Origin of the sequence: Chitinophaga niastensis (genome assembly GCF_003014755.1) — a bacterium.
Taxonomy (GTDB): domain Bacteria; phylum Bacteroidota; class Bacteroidia; order Chitinophagales; family Chitinophagaceae; genus Chitinophaga; species Chitinophaga niastensis.
In genome coordinates, this window is the sequence record NZ_PYAW01000008.1 from 108,310 (window position 1) to 126,338 (window position 18,029).

14 protein-coding genes and 1 riboswitch are annotated in these 18,029 nt (G+C 43.8%); of the genes, 5 read left to right on the top strand and 9 right to left on the bottom strand.

The window, feature by feature from the left end:
• Positions 1–1,189: 1,189 nt before the first annotated feature.
• The 3 genes from CLV51_RS25915 to glk form a co-directional block, all read right to left on the bottom strand.
• Positions 1,190–1,465, bottom strand: a complete 276-nt coding sequence (locus CLV51_RS25915; RefSeq protein ID WP_106531020.1) for a VOC family protein — start codon at positions 1,463–1,465, stop codon at positions 1,190–1,192.
• A 58-nt stretch (positions 1,466–1,523) separates the two neighbouring features.
• Positions 1,524–2,822: a voltage-gated chloride channel family protein gene (locus CLV51_RS25920; RefSeq protein ID WP_106531021.1), complete on the bottom strand. Its 1,299-nt coding sequence runs from the start codon at positions 2,820–2,822 to the stop codon at positions 1,524–1,526.
• Positions 2,823–2,863: 41 nt separating this feature from the next.
• Positions 2,864–2,935, bottom strand: a riboswitch (Fluoride riboswitch).
• A gap of 12 nt (positions 2,936–2,947) precedes the next feature.
• Positions 2,948–4,003 (bottom strand): glucokinase, encoded by a 1,056-nt coding sequence (glk, locus tag CLV51_RS25925; RefSeq protein ID WP_106531022.1) that lies wholly within the window; start codon positions 4,001–4,003, stop codon positions 2,948–2,950.
• Positions 4,004–4,173: 170 nt separating this feature from the next.
• On the opposite strand from glk, the gene CLV51_RS25930 reads away from it, so the two are divergent.
• On the top strand, positions 4,174–5,955 hold the full coding sequence (locus tag CLV51_RS25930) for a glycoside hydrolase family 15 protein (protein WP_211302126.1): 1,782 nt from the start codon (positions 4,174–4,176) through the stop codon (positions 5,953–5,955).
• A gap of 212 nt (positions 5,956–6,167) precedes the next feature.
• On the opposite strand, the gene CLV51_RS25935 is transcribed toward CLV51_RS25930, so the two are convergent.
• From CLV51_RS25935 to CLV51_RS25960, 6 genes are all read right to left on the bottom strand, one after another.
• Positions 6,168–8,345 (bottom strand): bifunctional alpha,alpha-trehalose-phosphate synthase (UDP-forming)/trehalose-phosphatase, encoded by a 2,178-nt coding sequence (locus CLV51_RS25935; RefSeq protein ID WP_106531024.1) that lies wholly within the window; start codon positions 8,343–8,345, stop codon positions 6,168–6,170.
• Between the two features lie 234 nt (positions 8,346–8,579).
• On the bottom strand, positions 8,580–9,542 hold the full coding sequence (locus tag CLV51_RS25940; protein WP_106531025.1) for a Gfo/Idh/MocA family protein: 963 nt from the start codon (positions 9,540–9,542) through the stop codon (positions 8,580–8,582).
• A gap of 15 nt (positions 9,543–9,557) precedes the next feature.
• Entirely contained in the window at positions 9,558–10,466 is a 909-nt protein-coding gene (locus CLV51_RS25945; RefSeq protein WP_106531026.1) for an EamA family transporter, read from the bottom strand.
• Positions 10,463–11,083 (bottom strand): CGNR zinc finger domain-containing protein, encoded by a 621-nt coding sequence (locus CLV51_RS25950; RefSeq protein ID WP_106531027.1) that lies wholly within the window; start codon positions 11,081–11,083, stop codon positions 10,463–10,465. The genes CLV51_RS25945 and CLV51_RS25950 overlap by 4 nt, the downstream gene beginning before the upstream one ends.
• A 228-nt stretch (positions 11,084–11,311) precedes the next feature.
• The gene (locus CLV51_RS25955; RefSeq protein WP_158267159.1) at positions 11,312–12,550 is read right to left on the bottom strand and encodes a glycosyltransferase family 87 protein; all 1,239 of its coding nucleotides are present in this window, start codon (positions 12,548–12,550) and stop codon (positions 11,312–11,314) included.
• 140 nt (positions 12,551–12,690) lie between these two features.
• On the bottom strand, positions 12,691–14,331 hold the full coding sequence (locus CLV51_RS25960; protein ID WP_146151385.1) for a hypothetical protein: 1,641 nt from the start codon (positions 14,329–14,331) through the stop codon (positions 12,691–12,693).
• A gap of 98 nt (positions 14,332–14,429) precedes the next feature.
• Between CLV51_RS25960 and CLV51_RS25965 the strand changes: the two genes are divergently transcribed.
• From CLV51_RS25965 to CLV51_RS25980, 4 genes are read left to right on the top strand one after another with little or no spacing between them, the layout of a single operon-like run.
• Positions 14,430–15,317, top strand: a complete 888-nt coding sequence (locus CLV51_RS25965) for a decaprenyl-phosphate phosphoribosyltransferase (RefSeq protein ID WP_106531030.1) — start codon at positions 14,430–14,432, stop codon at positions 15,315–15,317.
• Positions 15,317–16,648: an FAD-binding oxidoreductase gene (locus CLV51_RS25970; RefSeq protein WP_106531031.1), complete on the top strand. Its 1,332-nt coding sequence runs from the start codon at positions 15,317–15,319 to the stop codon at positions 16,646–16,648. The genes CLV51_RS25965 and CLV51_RS25970 overlap by 1 nt, the downstream gene beginning before the upstream one ends.
• Before the next feature lie 27 nt (positions 16,649–16,675).
• Complete coding sequence (locus CLV51_RS25975) at positions 16,676–17,407, top strand: SDR family oxidoreductase (protein ID WP_106531032.1); 732 nt, start codon at positions 16,676–16,678, stop codon at positions 17,405–17,407.
• A complete protein-coding gene (locus tag CLV51_RS25980; protein WP_106531033.1) occupies positions 17,404–17,994 on the top strand; it encodes an HAD family hydrolase in 591 nt (196 codons plus the stop codon). Before CLV51_RS25975 ends, CLV51_RS25980 begins: the two co-directional genes overlap by 4 nt.
• Positions 17,995–18,029 lie beyond the last annotated feature (35 nt).

Consider the following 18,029-nt stretch of genomic DNA (forward strand, 5'->3'; position numbering starts at 1 on the left):
GATCTATGTAGATTGGCAGAGTTACTCCCGTTGTACTTCACGGGAGTCTGTTAAAGACGTTCTGTCACCTCTAAACGTGGTAGCTGTGTGTAACGGGCTAATTTTCTATAAAACACACGTGATTCCACGAATAAAAGATTGACGGAATAACGCACCCCTACAGGCATAATAGAGGCGTAACCATCGTCTGAAAATGAAATACTCGTAGGTGCTAATAACCTTGTTTCACTATTCGGATCGCGTATTGACCTTCCATCATGTAAATAAATGCGATTAGTGCCATAGGCCGCAATCACTGGTACATGGTGATACCTCATGAACCTAGTGAACGTGCGTTTGTTTAAATCTCCTTTTCCTGGCCGTGTAACTAACAGATCACAAATTTGCCGTAGCTCATCCTCCTCTAAACGGTCAATATCAAGCCACGGATATAATTTTGGTACTTGATAGAATCGCATCGGCATTTCACGGAAAGGACGATAAACGTAATCATTGGCAGCGGGGGCTTTCGCTGTTCGGTATGGATTGCTTCCGCAGTTAATACATACCCTTTTAGAATGGGTCGTTTGTGGAATTAAATGATTCCAAATTGGGCTAATGGTCATTTGCTAACAGTGTGTGTATAGGAATCTTTAAATCTTATCTATGATTAAAAGATAACCTGATTTACATAAATAAATCACAAACTGCGCAGGTTTTAACAGTTACTAAATATGTATAATTTTTAATATCTTCATTATCTCTTATCGTAAATAGCTGTCAAACTGTGATAATCGAGAGTAATTAAATACATATCTTTATATTTTCTATATCTAATTACTATAAGGTAAATTATAGGATAATTAAAGCCCATTTATTAATAGCGAATTTCTTTCCCTATCGTCCGGCGGGCGAACTTTGACTTTTGCCTGGCCTTCTGCCGTTTTCGGGCACTAATTCACTGAAAATGAATGCGCTGTGGTTGGCTTAGAAATACATACCTGTACATCTACCCGGAATATTCAATGCTCAGCGCCTTGTTTTAAGCACAAAAATCCGTTTAAAATAGAACCGAATAGCTCGCTCCCATTTTAAACGGATTCAATAGAGGGTGCTGAAATAATCGCCCCTGGTTATTATTTTTTTAACGCAGTCTCATTAACCTCAATTAACATCTCTCAAAAATCAGGATGCGTTTCCACAAATTCAATCACTTCACCATCCAGTCCATATTCACGGTAAATGCAAAATGCAGCAATGCACCAGTAACCGGAGATTCTCCGGCTGCTACATTGGCGCCCTGATCAAATATTTCGACGTAGGAATTGGTTCCGGGAATTTTTAATATCGCAGCATATGTTATATTAAACTGCGGTAAAGCCCAGGAATGATGCACCTTCAGACCAAGTGCCTCGTAAAATTTTATCGTTGCTTTATAATCCTTCGCCTGTAAAGCGATGTGATGGATACCTGTTATGTTTATCATGCTGCAAATTTACCTGCAGACAAGCATAAAAAAAGGTACTAACAAAATTGTAAGCGCGTCAATCCGCACCATTGTTATATTTAGGAACTACTATCCGTTGAGAACCATAAATACCTGAATGCCCGCTGAAGTAATAAGCCGTAAAACAGGCTACGGCAAAGTATAAGACATGATCGGTTCCGAATAATTCCACGCCCATCAATGTGCAGGCAATAGGTGTATTGGTAGCTCCGGCAAAAACAGCGATGAATCCTAAGCCTGCAAAGAGGTCTACAGGTGCACCCAGCAACAATGCCAGTGTATGACCCAGCGCGGCGCCTATAAAAAATAGGGGGGTCACCTCCCCTCCTTTAAATCCCATTCCTAAGGTGATAGCCGTGAAAACCAGCTTCCAGAGCCAACTCCAGTCGTTCACCCCACTATTTGCATCAAACGCGGCCAGTATACTGATACCACCTGCTGATTTACTGCTCACCCCCAAACCCAGGTAGTCAAAGGTGCCAGCCACATAACACAGCACAATGATCACAATACCACCAATAAAAGGAATGAGCCACGGTATTTTAATATAAGCGTTAGCGTTATGCTTAATACTATGTATTAGTTTAGAGAACAGGAAACTACTCAACCCAAAAGCAACACCACATACAATCACCTTACATAACAACCACAGGTCCAGATGCAGGAATGGTAAACTTTCGATAAACGGCTGACTGATATAAGCAATGCTATAATGCGTATGATGAATGCCCCAGGCACTGCACACCACATCGGCAAAAACAGCGGCTATCAAACAAGGTACCAGTGCATCATAACTCATCACCCCAATGGCCAGTACTTCCAAAGCAAATACAGCACCGGTGAGCGGTGTGCCAAACACGGCCCCGAAACCCGCCGATATACCTGTCATTAATAATATACGTGTATCCGCTGGCGTTAGCCGGAGTTTCTTGCCTATCAAACCAGCCATGCTGCCGCCAATCTGCACTGCTGTTCCTTCACGGCCCGCAGACCCCCCAAAAAGATGTGTGATGATAGTGGTCAATAATACCAGTGGCGCCATACGCGCGGGAACACCGCCGCCTGGCTCATGTATTTCTTCCATGATCAGGTTATTACCTTTATCTGCATTCTTACCACCTAACCGGTACAACCAGTAAATAAGTACGCCCGCAAAAGGAAGTCCGTATAATAACCATTCATGTTCCCAACGGAAATGTGTAACGAAATCTAATAGCCACAGAAATAAGGCCACCAATGAACCTACTATCAGGGCTACCGGTAATACCAATATAGTCCAGCGAAGCAGCTCATAAGCCACTGTAAATTGTTCCAGCGAAGTTTTAAATTGTTTCATATCCTACAAATAGCAGCGTTAAATGGCATATCATACCATTGATATTTGTAGGCGCCATCAGTCAACTAATAGTTGACGGTTTGGGTCAGGAAGACACCATTTCCTGTTATCGGACAAAAATAACTTTAATCTGCTAATAATTCAGCATAAAATGCGGCGCCCCACAAGGCTGACTTATCATTATTAACAATATGAATGGGCACACTTGCCAACAATTCGGCCATACGGTCGCCTTGCATGTAATGATGATAAAATTCTCCTGTTTCCAGCAGCGGCGCTATTTTTGGCGGAATACCGCCACCCAGGAACAAGCCACCCGTTGCTTTCATCTTCAATACCAGGTTGCAGGATTCCCGTGCCAGGTAACGAACAAACAGCTCCATTGTTTTTATACATACAGGGATCTTTCCTTCCATAGCCGCTTTGCTGATTTCTGCAGATGGATCACCTGCATTCATCGCTGCACGTAGGTCTACCGGTTCTTCCATACCTTTTACATCCCGTAAAAACTGGTAAATATCATATAACCCCGGGCCGCTGATCAGGCGCTCCCAGCTTACGACATCATATTTTTCCTGTAAATATCTGAGTAATAAAATATCAAGATCTGTTCTGGGCGCAAAATCGGTATGTCCGCCTTCTGTGGGAAACGGATGATGATTTTTGCCATCCCAATATAGTCCAGCCATTCCCAAACCGGTTCCTGGCGCTATGATAGTCATATTACCTGTATTATCGGCGGCACCACGATGTAAAGTAGTCAGCTGTTGCGGCGATAAAGTGGCCAGTCCGTATGCAGTGGCTTCCAGGTCGTTGATCAGCGCCACAGCACTGATACCGGTACTCTGGCGGATTTCGTCTTCACTCAGTTCCCTCGACAAATTAGTGAGTTCCACTTTCCCCTTTACCACTGGTCCGGCTACGCCAATGCATATACGTTTTGGCGGTGTTTCCCCGCATTCGCCAATAAAATGCTGGATGATCTCTGAAAAATTTGCATAATCCCGCGATGCATACTTCTGCTCACGGATCATATCAAGCACCCCATTAGTTGAACTGTATAGTGCCAGATTTGTTTTGGTACCGCCCAGATCCCCGGCCAGTAAATATGTTTTGCTTTCACCGTTATGCGCTGGCGCAATAAACCGTGGAAGATAATGCTGCTTTTTTAGTGTTTGCATCGAGTGGAGCTTATCCTTAAAAATAAGTGATTACTTCAATACTTTATAATGATTATGATTTGTTAATAAACTTAGGAAGACGTAATGGCCGCCATTATTGGAACAGCTTTTGTTCCGGTTGAACAATTTTACATAAGAAATGTAGTTCAAACAAACACCGACAGATCATTATGGAAAGACATACTTATCAGACCGGGCTTATTGGCAACTGCGCTTTCCTGGCGCATATTAACAAGGATACGAATATAGATTGGCTGTGCTGGCCCCGCATGGATAGTTCCTTTATCTTTGGCGGACTGCTCGACAAAAAGAAAGGTGGTGAGTTTTCCATATTACCCGAAGCGGATTATTCTTCCCATCAATATTACCTGGAGAATACAAATGTCCTCTGCACAGAAATTACTACTTCAGAAGGTAGTTATCGTATAACAGATTTCACCCCCCGCTTTCTACAGTATGAACGCTTCTTTAAGCCACTGATGCTGATTCGCAAGGTAGAACCCCTTGACGGCTCTCCCCGCATCCGTGTAAAATGTGCCCCGGTATGTGATTATGGTGCGGTACAACTGCATCCCATGCGCGGTAGCAGCCATATTGAATTTACCGGCTGTGAAGAAAATATCCGCCTTACTACTAATATTGCCGTCAGTTATCTTTTTGAAGAAGAATATTTTGTGTTGAATGATACCCGTTATCTCATTCTCACCTACGGCCATCCGCTGGAAGCGCCCCTGGCAAGTACAGCAGAACGTTTTTTACGGGAAACCATTACCTATTGGAGAACCTGGATCAAACACTCCTCAATCGCCAATTACTTTCAGCCTTACGTAATCCGCTCTGCCCTGGCGCTCAAAATACATCAGTACGAAGATACCGGCGCCATCATTGCCGCCAGTACTACCAGTTTACCCGAGTTTCCGGATAGTGGCCGTAACTGGGACTACCGCTACTGCTGGATGCGTGACACATATTATGTAATCATGGCCTTAAACCATATTGGTCATTTTGAAGAGATGGAGCGCTACTTCGGGTATATTACAGACATCTCTTTCTCAGGTGATTTCCGGTACCAGCCACTATACGGTATTACCGGGCAGAAAACATTGTCTGAAACGATCCTCCCTCACCTCGACGGCTACCTGGGAAATAAACCGGTACGTTTGGGGAACCAGGCATACGAGCATATCCAGAACGATATCTACGGGCAGGTACTGATCTCCATGCTCCCACTATATACAGATCACCGTTTTATTTTTTCGGAGCGGAAAGATTCAGACAGATGGATAGAACGTTTGTTGAAGAAGATAGAAAAAACGATAGATGAAAAAGATGCAGGTATCTGGGAGTTCCGTAATATGGCCGATATCCATTGCTACACAAACCTCTTCCAGTGGGCTGGCTGCGCCGCTGCTGAAAAGATGGCCCGCACCATTGGCAACGAAGCCCTCCTGCAAAAGGCGGTTGAGCTGAAAAGCCGCGCTGCTGCACATATTGAAAGCTGCTACGACCCTGTAAGAAAAGTATATACCAATGCAGCTGGTAGTCAATATCTGGATGCCAGCACTTTACAGCTGATCATGATGAATTATCTTGATCCTGCTTCAGAACGTGCCCGCGACCACCTGACCGCACTGGAAAAAGAACTTAAAACACCGGAAGGTTTATTCTATCGTTACCGGCATTCCGATGATTTCGGTAAGCCTAAAACCACTTTCCTGGTATGTGCATTCTGGTATGTAGAAGCCCTGGCCTGTGTAGGACGCCTGGAAGATGCCCAACGCGAATTCGGTAAGCTGCTGCAATATTCCAATCACCTGCTGTTATTCAGTGAAGATGTGGAAGCCACTACCGGCAGCCAATGGGGAAACTTCCCGCAAGCGTATAGCCACGTAGGTTTAATGAACGCAGCGTATAGGATTTCCATGAAACTCGATACGCCTATCTTTTTATAAAGGCCTTCGGCCTTTGTCTTTTCTTTAGCAGGATTAGGCTGATTATTATGATTCCCCTGATTTTATTTTCTTCTTAAAAATATTTGCATCTCCATACAATAATCTTTTAGAAATTAGTATGGATTAATGATTAGAAAGAAATGAAATCAGCATAATCATAATAATCAGCCTAATCCTGCTAAAGAAAAGACAAAGGCCGAAGGCCTTCCCTACTACTTATTTTTCAGCGTCCGCAACAAATGCCGCACCTCATGATAACTCCTTAAATAATACTGCGCTGCCGATACCTGGCTGCCCACCTTGATGGTAATAGCTTTGGGCGGCAGTGCCTTAAAAATATCTTCATCAGTTATATCATCCCCCATGGCCATGATGAAATCATATTTCTTGTGATTTAACCAGCTGAGTGCAGCTTTGCCTTTATTGATTTCAACATTCTTTACTTCTATTACCTTATCACCGGGCAGTACCTGCAGTCCTTTTTCTACAGTGTAGTAGCGTAAAGTGTTCATCAGTTCATTAGCGCGCAATTCACCCAAACCGGATTCTACTTTGCGATAATGCCAAACGAGGGAATAACTTTTTTCCTCTATAAAAGAGCCAGGGGTACGGTCTGTAGCCAGTTCCATCATAGGCATAATTTCCTTTTTCCATTTATCAGTCAGGCCTGGCAGCTCGTACCACTCCCCTTCTTTTGTTTTTTGCCAGGCACCATGTTCTGCAATAAGATCCAGGCGTAAATGACCAAACCACTCTCCCAGTGTTTCATGTTTTCTACCACTGATCATTACCAGGTCGTTACCGGGTATGTTGGCCAGTTCACGTAACAATTGGTACAAATCAGGATCCGGAGACGCCATGTCTATATTAGGCTGAAAGCCTACCAACGTACCATCGTAGTCCAGAAAAACGATGCGTTTTGTTGCCTCCCGGTATTGTTGTCTGATAAACACGGCTGTTTCCTGGTTCACGCGGCGAGCCAGCATGTTCTGCTGCATTTCATTTACTTCCTGTAAACGGGTCATGAACAATTTCACCCAGTGATGGATGTTGAATTTGGAAACCAGCTGCCGCATTTGTTTCATCCGGCGCTGTTGCTCTGCCAACGGCATATCCAGTGCATCTACAATGGCACGTGTGATGGCGCCAATGTTATTGGGGTTTACTATGATGGCATCAATCAGTTCTTTAGATGCTCCTGCCATCTCGCTCAAAATCAATACGCCATCATTATTATTCCGGCTGGCCACATACTCTTTACTCACGAGGTTCATGCCATCGCGCATGGGTGTAACCAGGCAGATATCTGCAAAATTATAAAGGGCAGAAAGTGTTTCTACAGGGAATGAGCGGTAGAAATATTGAATGGGATGCCAGGCCAACGTGCGGAAACGTGCATTGATATTACCTACCTGCTTATCTATTTCATCACGCAGCTCTTTGTATTGTGGCACCGTATCGCGTGAAGGCACTACTATCATATACAACACCACCTTGCCTATGTATTCGGGATGTAGTTGCAGCAGCAACTCGAATGCCTGCAATCGTTGTAAGATCCCTTTGCTATAGTCCAGGCGATCGATAGAAAGTATCAGACGATCCTCCTGGAAGTTCTCTTTTAAATTTTTGATTTGCTGCAGCACCATCGGGTCACTACCCAGCGCAACAAATTTATCGTAGTCGATGCCCATAGGAAATGTTTCCACAACAATGGCCCTGTCGTTAAATGACACTACATTGGCGGAAGTGTTCACCGGCAGGATACGGCTGGCTGCATTCAGAAAATGACGGGTATCATCAAAAGTATGAAAGCCCATCAGATCTGCACCCAGCATACCTTCCAGTATTTCTGCACGCCATGGGATGAGGCGAAATAATTCGTAAGAAGGAAAAGGGATATGCTGGAAGAAGCCGATGGATATTTCCGGTAACGCTGCACGGATCATACCGGGCAGGAGTAATAATTGATAATCATGAATCCAGATAATATCTCCGGGTTCGGCCACCTTCAAAATAATATCCCTGAATTTCTGGTTTACCTGGTAATAAGCATCCCAATTGACTTGTTCATAGTGTGCATATACGGCCATATAGTGGAAAACCGGCCACAGTGTTTCATTTGAGAAGCCTTCATAAAAATTATTAATCTCCTCCTGTGTAAGAAAAACCGGCATGAGGTTAGTCTTACGTAATTCCTTTGTTACCTTTTCCTGGTCCTTCAGATCAATAATTTCCTGCCCTGGCCAGCCTACCCAGATATTATTTCCTTCTCTGTAAACAGCGCCTAAACCAGTAGCCAATCCGCCTTCGCTGGTATGCAATATAAATTCACCGTCTGTTTCCGAAATTTTTACCGGTAGCCTGTTCGATACAATAATGGTCTTTCGCATAGTCAGTTTATATAAGCTATTATCTAATTACATTCAATCGGAACAGCACCAACAAAACAAAAAATGCACCCAAAAGAGCGGAACCTATATATAAATAAATACAATGCTGCTACAATGGCTAAGGTTCATCAACAGGGTTTATCCAGAGTTGGATAATGGGCTATGCCTGTGTAACGTGAAATCGCAATATACTGATTATCAAAGGAAAGAGGAAGAGAAATCTCCCCTTCCCTATTATTTTTGACTGGTTAATTGTTCCATCATATCCATCCCAATGGCAGCTTCGGCCACGGTACAGGGATTGGGGCCTTCGCCCCGGAAATACTTTACCACTTCCGCAATAAGGGGCTGCTGTATATGTGCAGGTGTTTCAAATCTGAATTCCTGGGTATGCCCTGCGGTATGCAGTGTTACCTGGTCAAAATCCCGGAAAAAATGAAAGCGGATACTTCCTTTACTCCCACTGATGATGCATTCGTCTGTTATTTCGTTTTCGGGAGAGATAAAATTCCAACTGCCATTAAAGATGATATCATTATTAAAGAGCAGCTGTCCACTAACGATATCGGGTACACGCTGATCATCTCCCCTGCTAATACCACTGCATTGCAGTGGTTCACCAAAGTAACGGAGCATTATATCCAGCTGATGCGGCGCCAGGTCATGAAAATAGCCGCCGCCTGATATGGCGGGGTCCAGGCGCCAGCCTGCATTTTCTTTGGCTGCTGCTTTCCAGAGACGCAGGTCCACTGCATGTACTTTGCCAATACGCTCTTCAGTGAGCAGCTGCTGTACACAGGTAAAAGCCGGTAATTTGCGGCGGTAATGCGCCACACTCACTTTTGCATTGGTATTAGCTACGGTATCGGCTATACGATGCGCTGCTGCAGCATTTAGCCCTACCGGCTTTTCAATATACACCGGGTATCCCCGCTTAATAGCCCCCAATGCATATTCCTCGTGACTATCGGGCGGCGTGGCAATATAAATAGCGTTTACTTCCGGATCATCCAGCAAAGCATTGGCATCTTCATAATAATGACCGATGCCATGTCTTTCTGCATAATCCTTTGCCAGTGCACCATTTCTGCGCATCACGGCCCATACCATACTGTTTGGCACCAATCCGAAAGCCGGACCGCTTTTCACTTCTGTTACATTGCCGCAGCCGATAATGCCCCATTTGATCGTGTCCATATACAAGTGGTTTATTTATTTTCTTCCTAAAGTCATTAGTACTACCCCGGAAATAACGATGGCTGAAGCCACACCAATCATGGAAGTAATAGCCTCATGCCCGATGGCCCATCCCAGAAATAGGGCAACTACCGGATTTATGTATGCATAAGTAGCTGTTAACTTGGGCGGTGCATTCTTCGCGAGCCAGCTGTAAGAAGTATACCCTACCAGGGAACCTATTAGCACAAGATACAAATAAGCCGTCCAACCTTCAGGCGTCATCATTGGCAAAGTGCTCCAGGCACCGGGCTCAAAAATGCCGCTCACCAGGAAGGAAAATACACTACCAGCCAGCATCTGTATAGCGGTACTGGTTATTTGTGTAGGCATAGGCAATCTTTGCACAAAGAGTGTTCCCACCGCCCAACAGATATTACCCACTACCACCACTATAATTGGCCATAACGGAAACGTACGTACGTCATGCTGTGCAAAAGGATTAAAGAGCAGAAAGAGTCCGAGAAAGCCCAGCGCTATACCGATCATAGTAAGCGCAGACGGTCGTTTTTTACTGAAAAATGCCCAGTCTATTCCCATGATCCAGGCTGGCATAGCCGCCACCAGGAGCGCCACCAACCCGGAAGGCATATAATGTACTGCCAGTGCTACCGTGGTATTGCCAATACCAATGAGTAGCACGCCCACAAAACAAGCCGACAAAAACTGTTGCCGCGTAGGCCATACTTTTTCCCGCAGGTGCCCTATCACTAACAACAGGCTTCCGGCCAGCAAAAAGCGCAGGGCTGATAACAGAAATGGCGGCACCACTTTGGTGGCTATTTTCATACCCAGGTAAGTAGAGCCCCAGATAATATACACCGCCAGCAGACATAGGACCAGTTTGGAAGAAAGAGGGCTGCCGGGTTTACTTAAAGTCTTCATTGATGCTTATGTTTATTACGCTGATAACATTGTTGTACTTTATTGACATCTCCGCAGGTGCTCATGCTGCACCATTTGCGTGAGCTATTACGGCTTTTATCCAGGAACAACCAGCCGCAGGCAGGACACTCCTTTACCTGTGACAATTTATCCGAGGTGTAAAGCTCCACCGCCGACTTAACCAACCACCAATTCACCTGCTCCGGTGCCGGCGCATTAAACTGCAGCTTACCTTCTTTGGTGCCGGCAGACCAGCTCATTTCAATATTGGCGTAGGCATCGCCTATGTAAGTGTTTAATTGTATAAGGTCGGCAGGTGCCGGTGACTTATGCGCTATTACTGCGGTAAAGAGCCGGTATAGTAATTCCCGTAGTACGATACTCTTTTCAAAAACGACGGTGGCCTTTTGCGGATATTCTTTAGCCAGTCGTTCCAGTGTGTGAATAATTTTGGCAGACAATGCTCCCGTATGTCCGTACCATTGAAGCAAATCTTTGAAGCCGGAGAGGTAATCACAAGACGCTTCCTTTTTCCGTTTACTAACAGTATTCACAAAATCGAGACACAAAATACCGCCATCGAGCCGGAGGGTGGTAATGGATTTTTGGACAGACATAAATAGCTGTTTTAAGACCTGTGTGACAAAGGTAAATCTAATTATTAACCACCAAAATTAATTTTACTGGTTAATAAAAAACAGGGTAAAAACAAGGCGTTTATCTATCTAAAACAATCCCTCAAACAGATTTACGTAAAACACTAATAATCAATATTGTTATAAATAGAAAACAGCCCTTAAAAGGGCTGTTTTCTATTACATATTGATAGTATTTTAATCAGCTGATTAACCGATGGCGTTACTTAAACGCCTTCTTACCGGAGCAGCTTTTTGCGGTGCTGCAATTATTATTTGCGGTGCTGTAAATAATGGTTCCAACACAATTTTTATCCATACGATTGAGCAAAAAACAGCCTTCACTGCATATGGTTCAATGTAGGTTCTGGCGATCCAATAAGGGGTAATAATATCTGTTGAAGAAAAGGAAGTGAACACTAAAGTGAGCACTACCAAAACTGTATTTACACGGGTAGGTGCCTGTGTAAAATACCAGATGGCCACCCCTGTCAGGGCAATAATATAGGTAGGCGACTCTCCTTTGTGATTGAAGATAACCACCCATATTAAAATAGAAGCCAGCATATGTAAACGGAAAACCGGCTCCTTGTAATAACGGAAACGGGTAAATGGCAGCATAAATACAAGGCCGGCACAAAGTATAAATAGCTGCTTGGAAATATCCATATTAAACCAGGTATGCCACCAACCCATTACAGATACCCCATAGGAAGCACTGTAATCATTGGCCAGCAGATTCCCCCAGCTCTTGTACAGAAATACCAGCTGATCGGAAGATATGACCAGTAATGGCATTAATCCGATCACTACTGTCCAGAATACGGTATACAAAGCGGCCTTCCAGCGTTCCGGGTACAACAGGAACAAGGACAGCGCCACAATGCCAAACACTTTAATATAGATAGTAATGACCAGCAGCAAGGCAGCTGCCCATACTTTTTTGTTTTCCATAAAATGCCAGGCCAGGATAAAGGCACCTGCTATCATCACATTGATCTGTGAGCTGGTAAGCGCAATCATCATCTCAATAGCCAGGAACAAGAGCATTACCGGAAACCGTTCTTTCTTAACGGGCAATGTTTTCACCGCAATAATAAACACGATGACGTTCATCAGGTTCCAGCAAATCAATGCGGGCACATCCGGCATCCAGGCAAAGGCACCCATCCACATGGCAAAGGAAGGACTGTATTTGTAGAGGTCATAATACTGATCTTCATAGAGCACATAAAGGTCCTGACCATGAATCAGATGCGACCAGGCATTCTTGAAAATCAGAAAGTTGTTATAACGGGTCCATCTTTCCATGTCTGCTGATGAATACCAACATTGAAGGGAAATGGCCACTGCCATCAAAAGGAATACGAGGTAAAGATATTTGACCGGAATTCGACTGACGGCCTGACATAAGGCTTGCCAGCGGGTTCTCACGGCTAACATTGGCATGATACTCATTTATGTGACGGTTGTAGTTCGTTAGTTGACAGTTGTAGTTGACAGTTGCAGGCAAATCTATAAAAATAAATCTCAAAATCCATTGCCGGTAGCAACAGATTTTGAGATTATTATGTTAAAATTTTAATATGTTAAGGTTTCACATACACTTCAATGATGGCATCTGTAGGTCTGCGTGGTGCCAGGAAAGAGTCTACCTGGTGATAGTGCTGCTTCAGCTCGGCGCGCAAAGCAAAGGGGTAAAAATTATTTAACGTGGGAGCATATTCAAATAAGATCAGATCATAATGATGTTGCTGCACCTTTTCTTTAAAAGCAGCCAGCTGCCGGTTAAACATACCTACGCCCAAATGATACCACATCGGGTAATCAGCGCCCGTTTCCAGTTTATAAGGCATCGCCACCGCCAGCGGGGTGAGTTCCGTCATGTTCAACACTTTGATGTCGCCCTGCTTTTCCTTTACTACCGGTAATGCCAGTACGCGATCGATACCTTGTACAGTGGCAGCAGGCATGTATATTTTATGAAACACTTTCAGGTTAGAGAAGATCCAGTTGGATACTGGTACATCAGTGGAATCGACAGACAACAAATAGTTACGCTTAGATACTACATTCTCCCGATTAGGATCGTTGCCTGCCGCTGCTTCCTGTACAGGGAATAACCGGTCGGTAAAACGACCAATATATTTCCACCATGCACCAGACCACCAGAATAATACCAGTAATGTAGCTGCCAGCAATGGCTTAAACTGATTAATCTTTATTTGCAACAGGTCGCATAAATACGTGGCAATGAAAGCAAAAGCAAAACTGTGAAAGAAGATATTATTATCCGGTGGAGTGTAACTGGTTACCTGGAAAATAGCTGCTTCTCCCAACATTCCTATAGTGAGCAATGCAAATAAAACGTCGCGGCGCTGTTGCATCCAGGTCTTCCAATCCTTCACTTTGGCTACTATGCAAACTATTACCAGCACTACATATCCTTTAATCCAATTGGAACTACCCAGTATCTCATCTGTAAAATCGTTTATGGCTAACCGTGAGTTATGAGGTGGTTGTCCGTGATTAAACCAATAAGCGAATCCCGGCATAAGTGGTACTATGAAGATCAATGCAATCACAGTAAACATGGCAACGAATACCGGCACATTCCACCAGCGGCGGGTTACTATACTATCATACGCCAAGAGTGCCAGGCAAAGCATAAGTGCCATACCTCCGCCATCCTGTTTGGTAAAAAGCGACAGGAAAATAAACAGTGCAGCTGCCCCCATCCAGGTGTATCTCCCCCTGTTGTTGTCTGAGAGGATACCCTTTAACAGGAAACTCATACCTACCAGTTCAAATACAATCACGGTATGATTGTACCATGGCCAGAAATTAGAAAAAGAATAGGATAATACAAACACTAACACCGACAGCAAACGTACACCTGGCGCAGTACCTACACTTTTCAAAATAGAACGGAAAGCTAAACCTGCCATTATATTAATAAACACCTGCGCCTTAACCAGCGTAATCAGCTGGGGGCCCAGTAGCTTAAAAAACAATGCGGGTATTAACCAGTATCCGTAGCCCAGTGGCGTACCGAAATCCTTATAGGGGATTTGCCCGGATGAGATACGATAAGCACCTTCCCAGGATAAAAAAATGTTTACCCTATATGGGAATGTAACGAATAGCGGCACCAGGGCCAATGCTATAATAATAATGACTTCGGTAATAGCCAGTTTACGACCTTTTAAGGACAAAAACGATGTAGACATAATTGGGATTCACTGTAAATACAGAAACAGTAATAATATTAACGTAATCAAAAGTACTTGAATAATTTGTAACTTGTCGCGACAACTTCCAGGCCCCTATGCGATATTTACAACTACTGCGTCCAAAACATTGGGCGAAAAACGCTTTTTTGTTTATCCCACTCTTCTTTGCAGGTGAGGTATTCAATATTGATAAGTTGCTGCAGCTGTTAGTGGCATTTATATCCTTTAGCCTTGTTGCCAGTTCTATTTATGTTATCAATGATTACCGCGATATTGAAGCAGATAAAAATCATCCAATAAAAAGGAAACGCGCCCTGGCCTCAGGTGCAGTATCCAAGCCAGCAGCCATTATCATCGGCTCCCTCTGTTTTATCATTGGTATGGCATTGGCGCTATATATAAAAGAGAAGTTTGCTTTTGTTGTTTCCATCTACTTTGTGATGAACCTTTGTTACTCGCTGGGTTTAAAGAATACTTCTATTCTCGACATTTTTATACTGGCCATTGGTTTTGTGTTGCGGGTGAAAGCCGGTGGCGTAGCAGTACATGTGGCAACATCCGAATGGTTGATCATCATGGTGTTCCTGCTGGCATTATTTATGGCGATCGCCAAACGCCGCGATGATGTTCTGATTAAATTACAATCCGGCAAAGATATGAGGAAGGCAGGCAAAGGTTATAACATGGATTTCATGAATGTAATGCTATCACTGGTTTCAGCGGTAATTATTGTGGCCTACCTGATGTATACCATATCGCCTGAAACGCAGACCAGATTCAATACTTATCGCCTCTACTACACCTCCCTCTTTGTAATTGGCGGATTATTACGATATTTGCAAATAACCTTCGTAGAGAACAATACAGGTTCTCCGACCCAAATCCTATATAAAGACCGTTTTATTCAATTAACCATACTCCTGTGGGTCCTGAGTTTTTACGTAATAATTTATTTACCCACGAATAAAAGCTTTTTTGAATAATGCAAAAACGGTTAGCAAACTGGGGAAACTACCCTGCTGTTGCCAGTGATGAAAATGTGTTTACGCAGGAGGCGCAACTACGGAAATTTGTGGTATCCAATACCCACATGATTGCCCGTGGTAATGGTCGTTGTTATGGTGATGCTTCTCTTGGGGAGCACAGCATTTCCATGCTGAGATATGATAAGGTACTGGCCTTTGATAAAGAGAACGGCATACTGGAAGCACAGGCCGGCGTTACGCTGGACCAGATACTGGATATTATTGTACCACATGGCTGGTTTTTACCTGTTACCCCTGGTACCAAGTATATTACCCTTGGCGGTGCTGTTGCTTCAGATGTCCACGGCAAAAATCATCATGTAGATGGTTCCTTCTCCGGCCACATTATTGATATGGATATAATTACAGGCAATGGAGAAACTATTTGCTGCAGCCATACAGCGCATACAGATCTCTTCTGGGCTACCTGCGGAGGCATGGGGCTTACCGGCGTAATTACCCGTATAAAATTTTCCCTGAAAAAAATAAGTACTGCTTATATAAAACAAACACAAATCAAAGCCAGCAACCTGGAAGAGGTAATCCGTTTGTTTGATGAATATAAACACTACACCTACTCTATGGCCTGGATTGATTGTCTGCAAAAAGGCGATTCCTTTGGCCGGAGTATCTTAATAGTTGGTGAACATGCTGCACCGGAAGAGCTGAGCGCAAAACAAAAAGAAGCGCCCCTAAAGTTGCCGGCTAAACGAAAATTATCTGTGCCTTTTAACCTGCCCTCTTTTGTGCTGAATACCTTTACCGTAAAAGCTTTCAATTGGTTATACTACGGAAAGAATTATAAAAAAGAGATGCATAAGGTAATTCCTTACGAACCTTTCTTTTATCCACTGGATGCTATCCTCCATTGGAATCGTGGTTATGGCAAAGCGGGATTTGTACAATATCAGTTTGTTTTACCACTCAATAAAAAAGAGGGTCTGGTAACTATTCTGAAACGCATCAGCGATAAAGGCTGGGGTTCCTTCCTGGCCGTACTCAAGGTATTTGGTCAACAGGACAGCCTGATTTCCTTTCCTATGGAAGGTTATACGCTGGCGCTGGATTTCCCGGTGCGCAATGGTTTGCTGCCATTCCTCGATGAACTGGATGAGATTGTATTACAATATGGTGGCCGTTTATATCTGTCGAAAGATGCGCGGATGAAACAGGAAATATTCTGGAATAGCTATCCAAATGCGGCAAAGTTTGCTGCTATTGTGCAACAATACAATACCAACAACCGGTTTGTCTCGTTGCAATCGGAAAGATTATTATTGACAAAATAGTTTACCCTCATTAACCAAACACCACACATGCCCACTGTTTTATTATTAGGCGCAGGTTCGGATATGGCTGTAGCCATTGCCAGGAAATTTGCTGCTGAGCAATATGATATACAATTAGCAGGTCGTAATGCTGCCGCTTTACAACCACTGCAACAGGATTTGCAGGTTCGTTATGGCGTAACAGCTACTACACACGACTTTGATGCTACTTCTTTTGGCAGCCACCCTGCTTTTTACAACTCCCTGCCGGTACAACCGGACGTTACTATCTGTGTATTCGGGTACCTGGGCGACCAGGAAAAGGCGCAAAGCAACTGGGAAGAAGCAGCGGCTATTATTAATACCAACTTTACCGGTGCTGTTTCCATATTAAATATTGTAGCAGATAGCTACGCAGCCAAAGGACAGGGTACTATCATAGGTATCAGTTCCGTTGCCGGAGAAAGAGGCCGGCAGAGCAATTATATATATGGTAGCGCCAAAGCGGGATTTACAGCTTACCTGAGTGGATTACGTAATCGTCTTTTTCGTAGTGGCGTTCACGTGATGAGCGTACAACCCGGTTTCGTAAACACCCGCATGACGCAACATTTAACCTTGCCTCCTTTGCTCACAGCCCAACCGGAAGCAGTGGCTACTGCGGTATTCAAAGCTGCGAAAAAGAAAAAGAATATATTGTATGTAAAATGGCATTGGAAATACATCATGCTCATTATCAAATCAATACCGGAAGGTGTTTTCAAAAAGCTTAAACTGTGACTATTGCATTTTTTGATTTTGACGGCACTATTACCAGGAAGGACACGCTCTGGGAAATCATTCGTTTTCACAGAGGCCGTGCAGCGATGTATGCCGGCATAGTGCAACTATTGCCGGCACTGATTCAGTTTAAATGTAAACTGACTACTGCGCAGGAAATGAAGCAACAGGTATTACAGTATTTTTTTAGTGAGATGACCATCGCGGATTTCAATGCCAAATGCGAAGCCTTTTGCCAACAGGAATTACCTTCCATGATTCGCCCAAAAGCGTTAACGGCTATACGAAAACATCAGCAACTGGGACACAAGGTAGTTGTTGTTACAGCTTCTGCGCATAACTGGGTAGCCCCCTGGTGTAAGACAACTAACGTTGCCTGCATTGGCACGGAACTGGAAGTAAAAAATAAACGTATCACTGGTAATATACTGGGACTCAACTGTAACGGAGAAGAAAAGGTAAACCGCATCAGGCGCGCTTACCGACTGGAAGACTTTCAGCAGATATATGCTTATGGAGATAGTAAAGGAGATAGACCCATGCTCGAATTAGCACAGCATGCAGAGTTCAAACCATTCAGAGATTAAGACTTCCTTAAATAAAAAATGTCTCACCATTACAG

Bases quoted from the DNA above. Each gene is read 5' to 3' on its own strand.
- CLV51_RS25915 (WP_106531020.1), bottom strand. From the start codon at position 1,465: ATGATAAACATAACAGGTATCCATCACATCGCTTTACAGGCGAAGGAT.
- CLV51_RS25920 (WP_106531021.1), bottom strand. From the start codon at position 2,822: ATGAAACAATTTAAAACTTCGCTGGAACAATTTACAGTGGCTTATGAG.
- glk (WP_106531022.1), bottom strand. From the start codon at position 4,003: ATGCAAACACTAAAAAAGCAGCATTATCTTCCACGGTTTATTGCGCCA.
- CLV51_RS25930 (WP_211302126.1), top strand. From the start codon at position 4,174: ATGGAAAGACATACTTATCAGACCGGGCTTATTGGCAACTGCGCTTTC.
- CLV51_RS25935 (WP_106531024.1), bottom strand. From the start codon at position 8,345: ATGCGAAAGACCATTATTGTATCGAACAGGCTACCGGTAAAAATTTCG.
- CLV51_RS25940 (WP_106531025.1), bottom strand. From the start codon at position 9,542: ATGGACACGATCAAATGGGGCATTATCGGCTGCGGCAATGTAACAGAA.
- CLV51_RS25945 (WP_106531026.1), bottom strand. From the start codon at position 10,466: ATGAAGACTTTAAGTAAACCCGGCAGCCCTCTTTCTTCCAAACTGGTC.
- CLV51_RS25950 (WP_106531027.1), bottom strand. From the start codon at position 11,083: ATGTCTGTCCAAAAATCCATTACCACCCTCCGGCTCGATGGCGGTATT.
- CLV51_RS25955 (WP_158267159.1), bottom strand. From the start codon at position 12,550: ATGCCAATGTTAGCCGTGAGAACCCGCTGGCAAGCCTTATGTCAGGCC.
- CLV51_RS25960 (WP_146151385.1), bottom strand. From the start codon at position 14,331: ATGTCTACATCGTTTTTGTCCTTAAAAGGTCGTAAACTGGCTATTACC.
- CLV51_RS25965 (WP_106531030.1), top strand. From the start codon at position 14,430: ATGCGATATTTACAACTACTGCGTCCAAAACATTGGGCGAAAAACGCT.
- CLV51_RS25970 (WP_106531031.1), top strand. From the start codon at position 15,317: ATGCAAAAACGGTTAGCAAACTGGGGAAACTACCCTGCTGTTGCCAGT.
- CLV51_RS25975 (WP_106531032.1), top strand. From the start codon at position 16,676: ATGCCCACTGTTTTATTATTAGGCGCAGGTTCGGATATGGCTGTAGCC.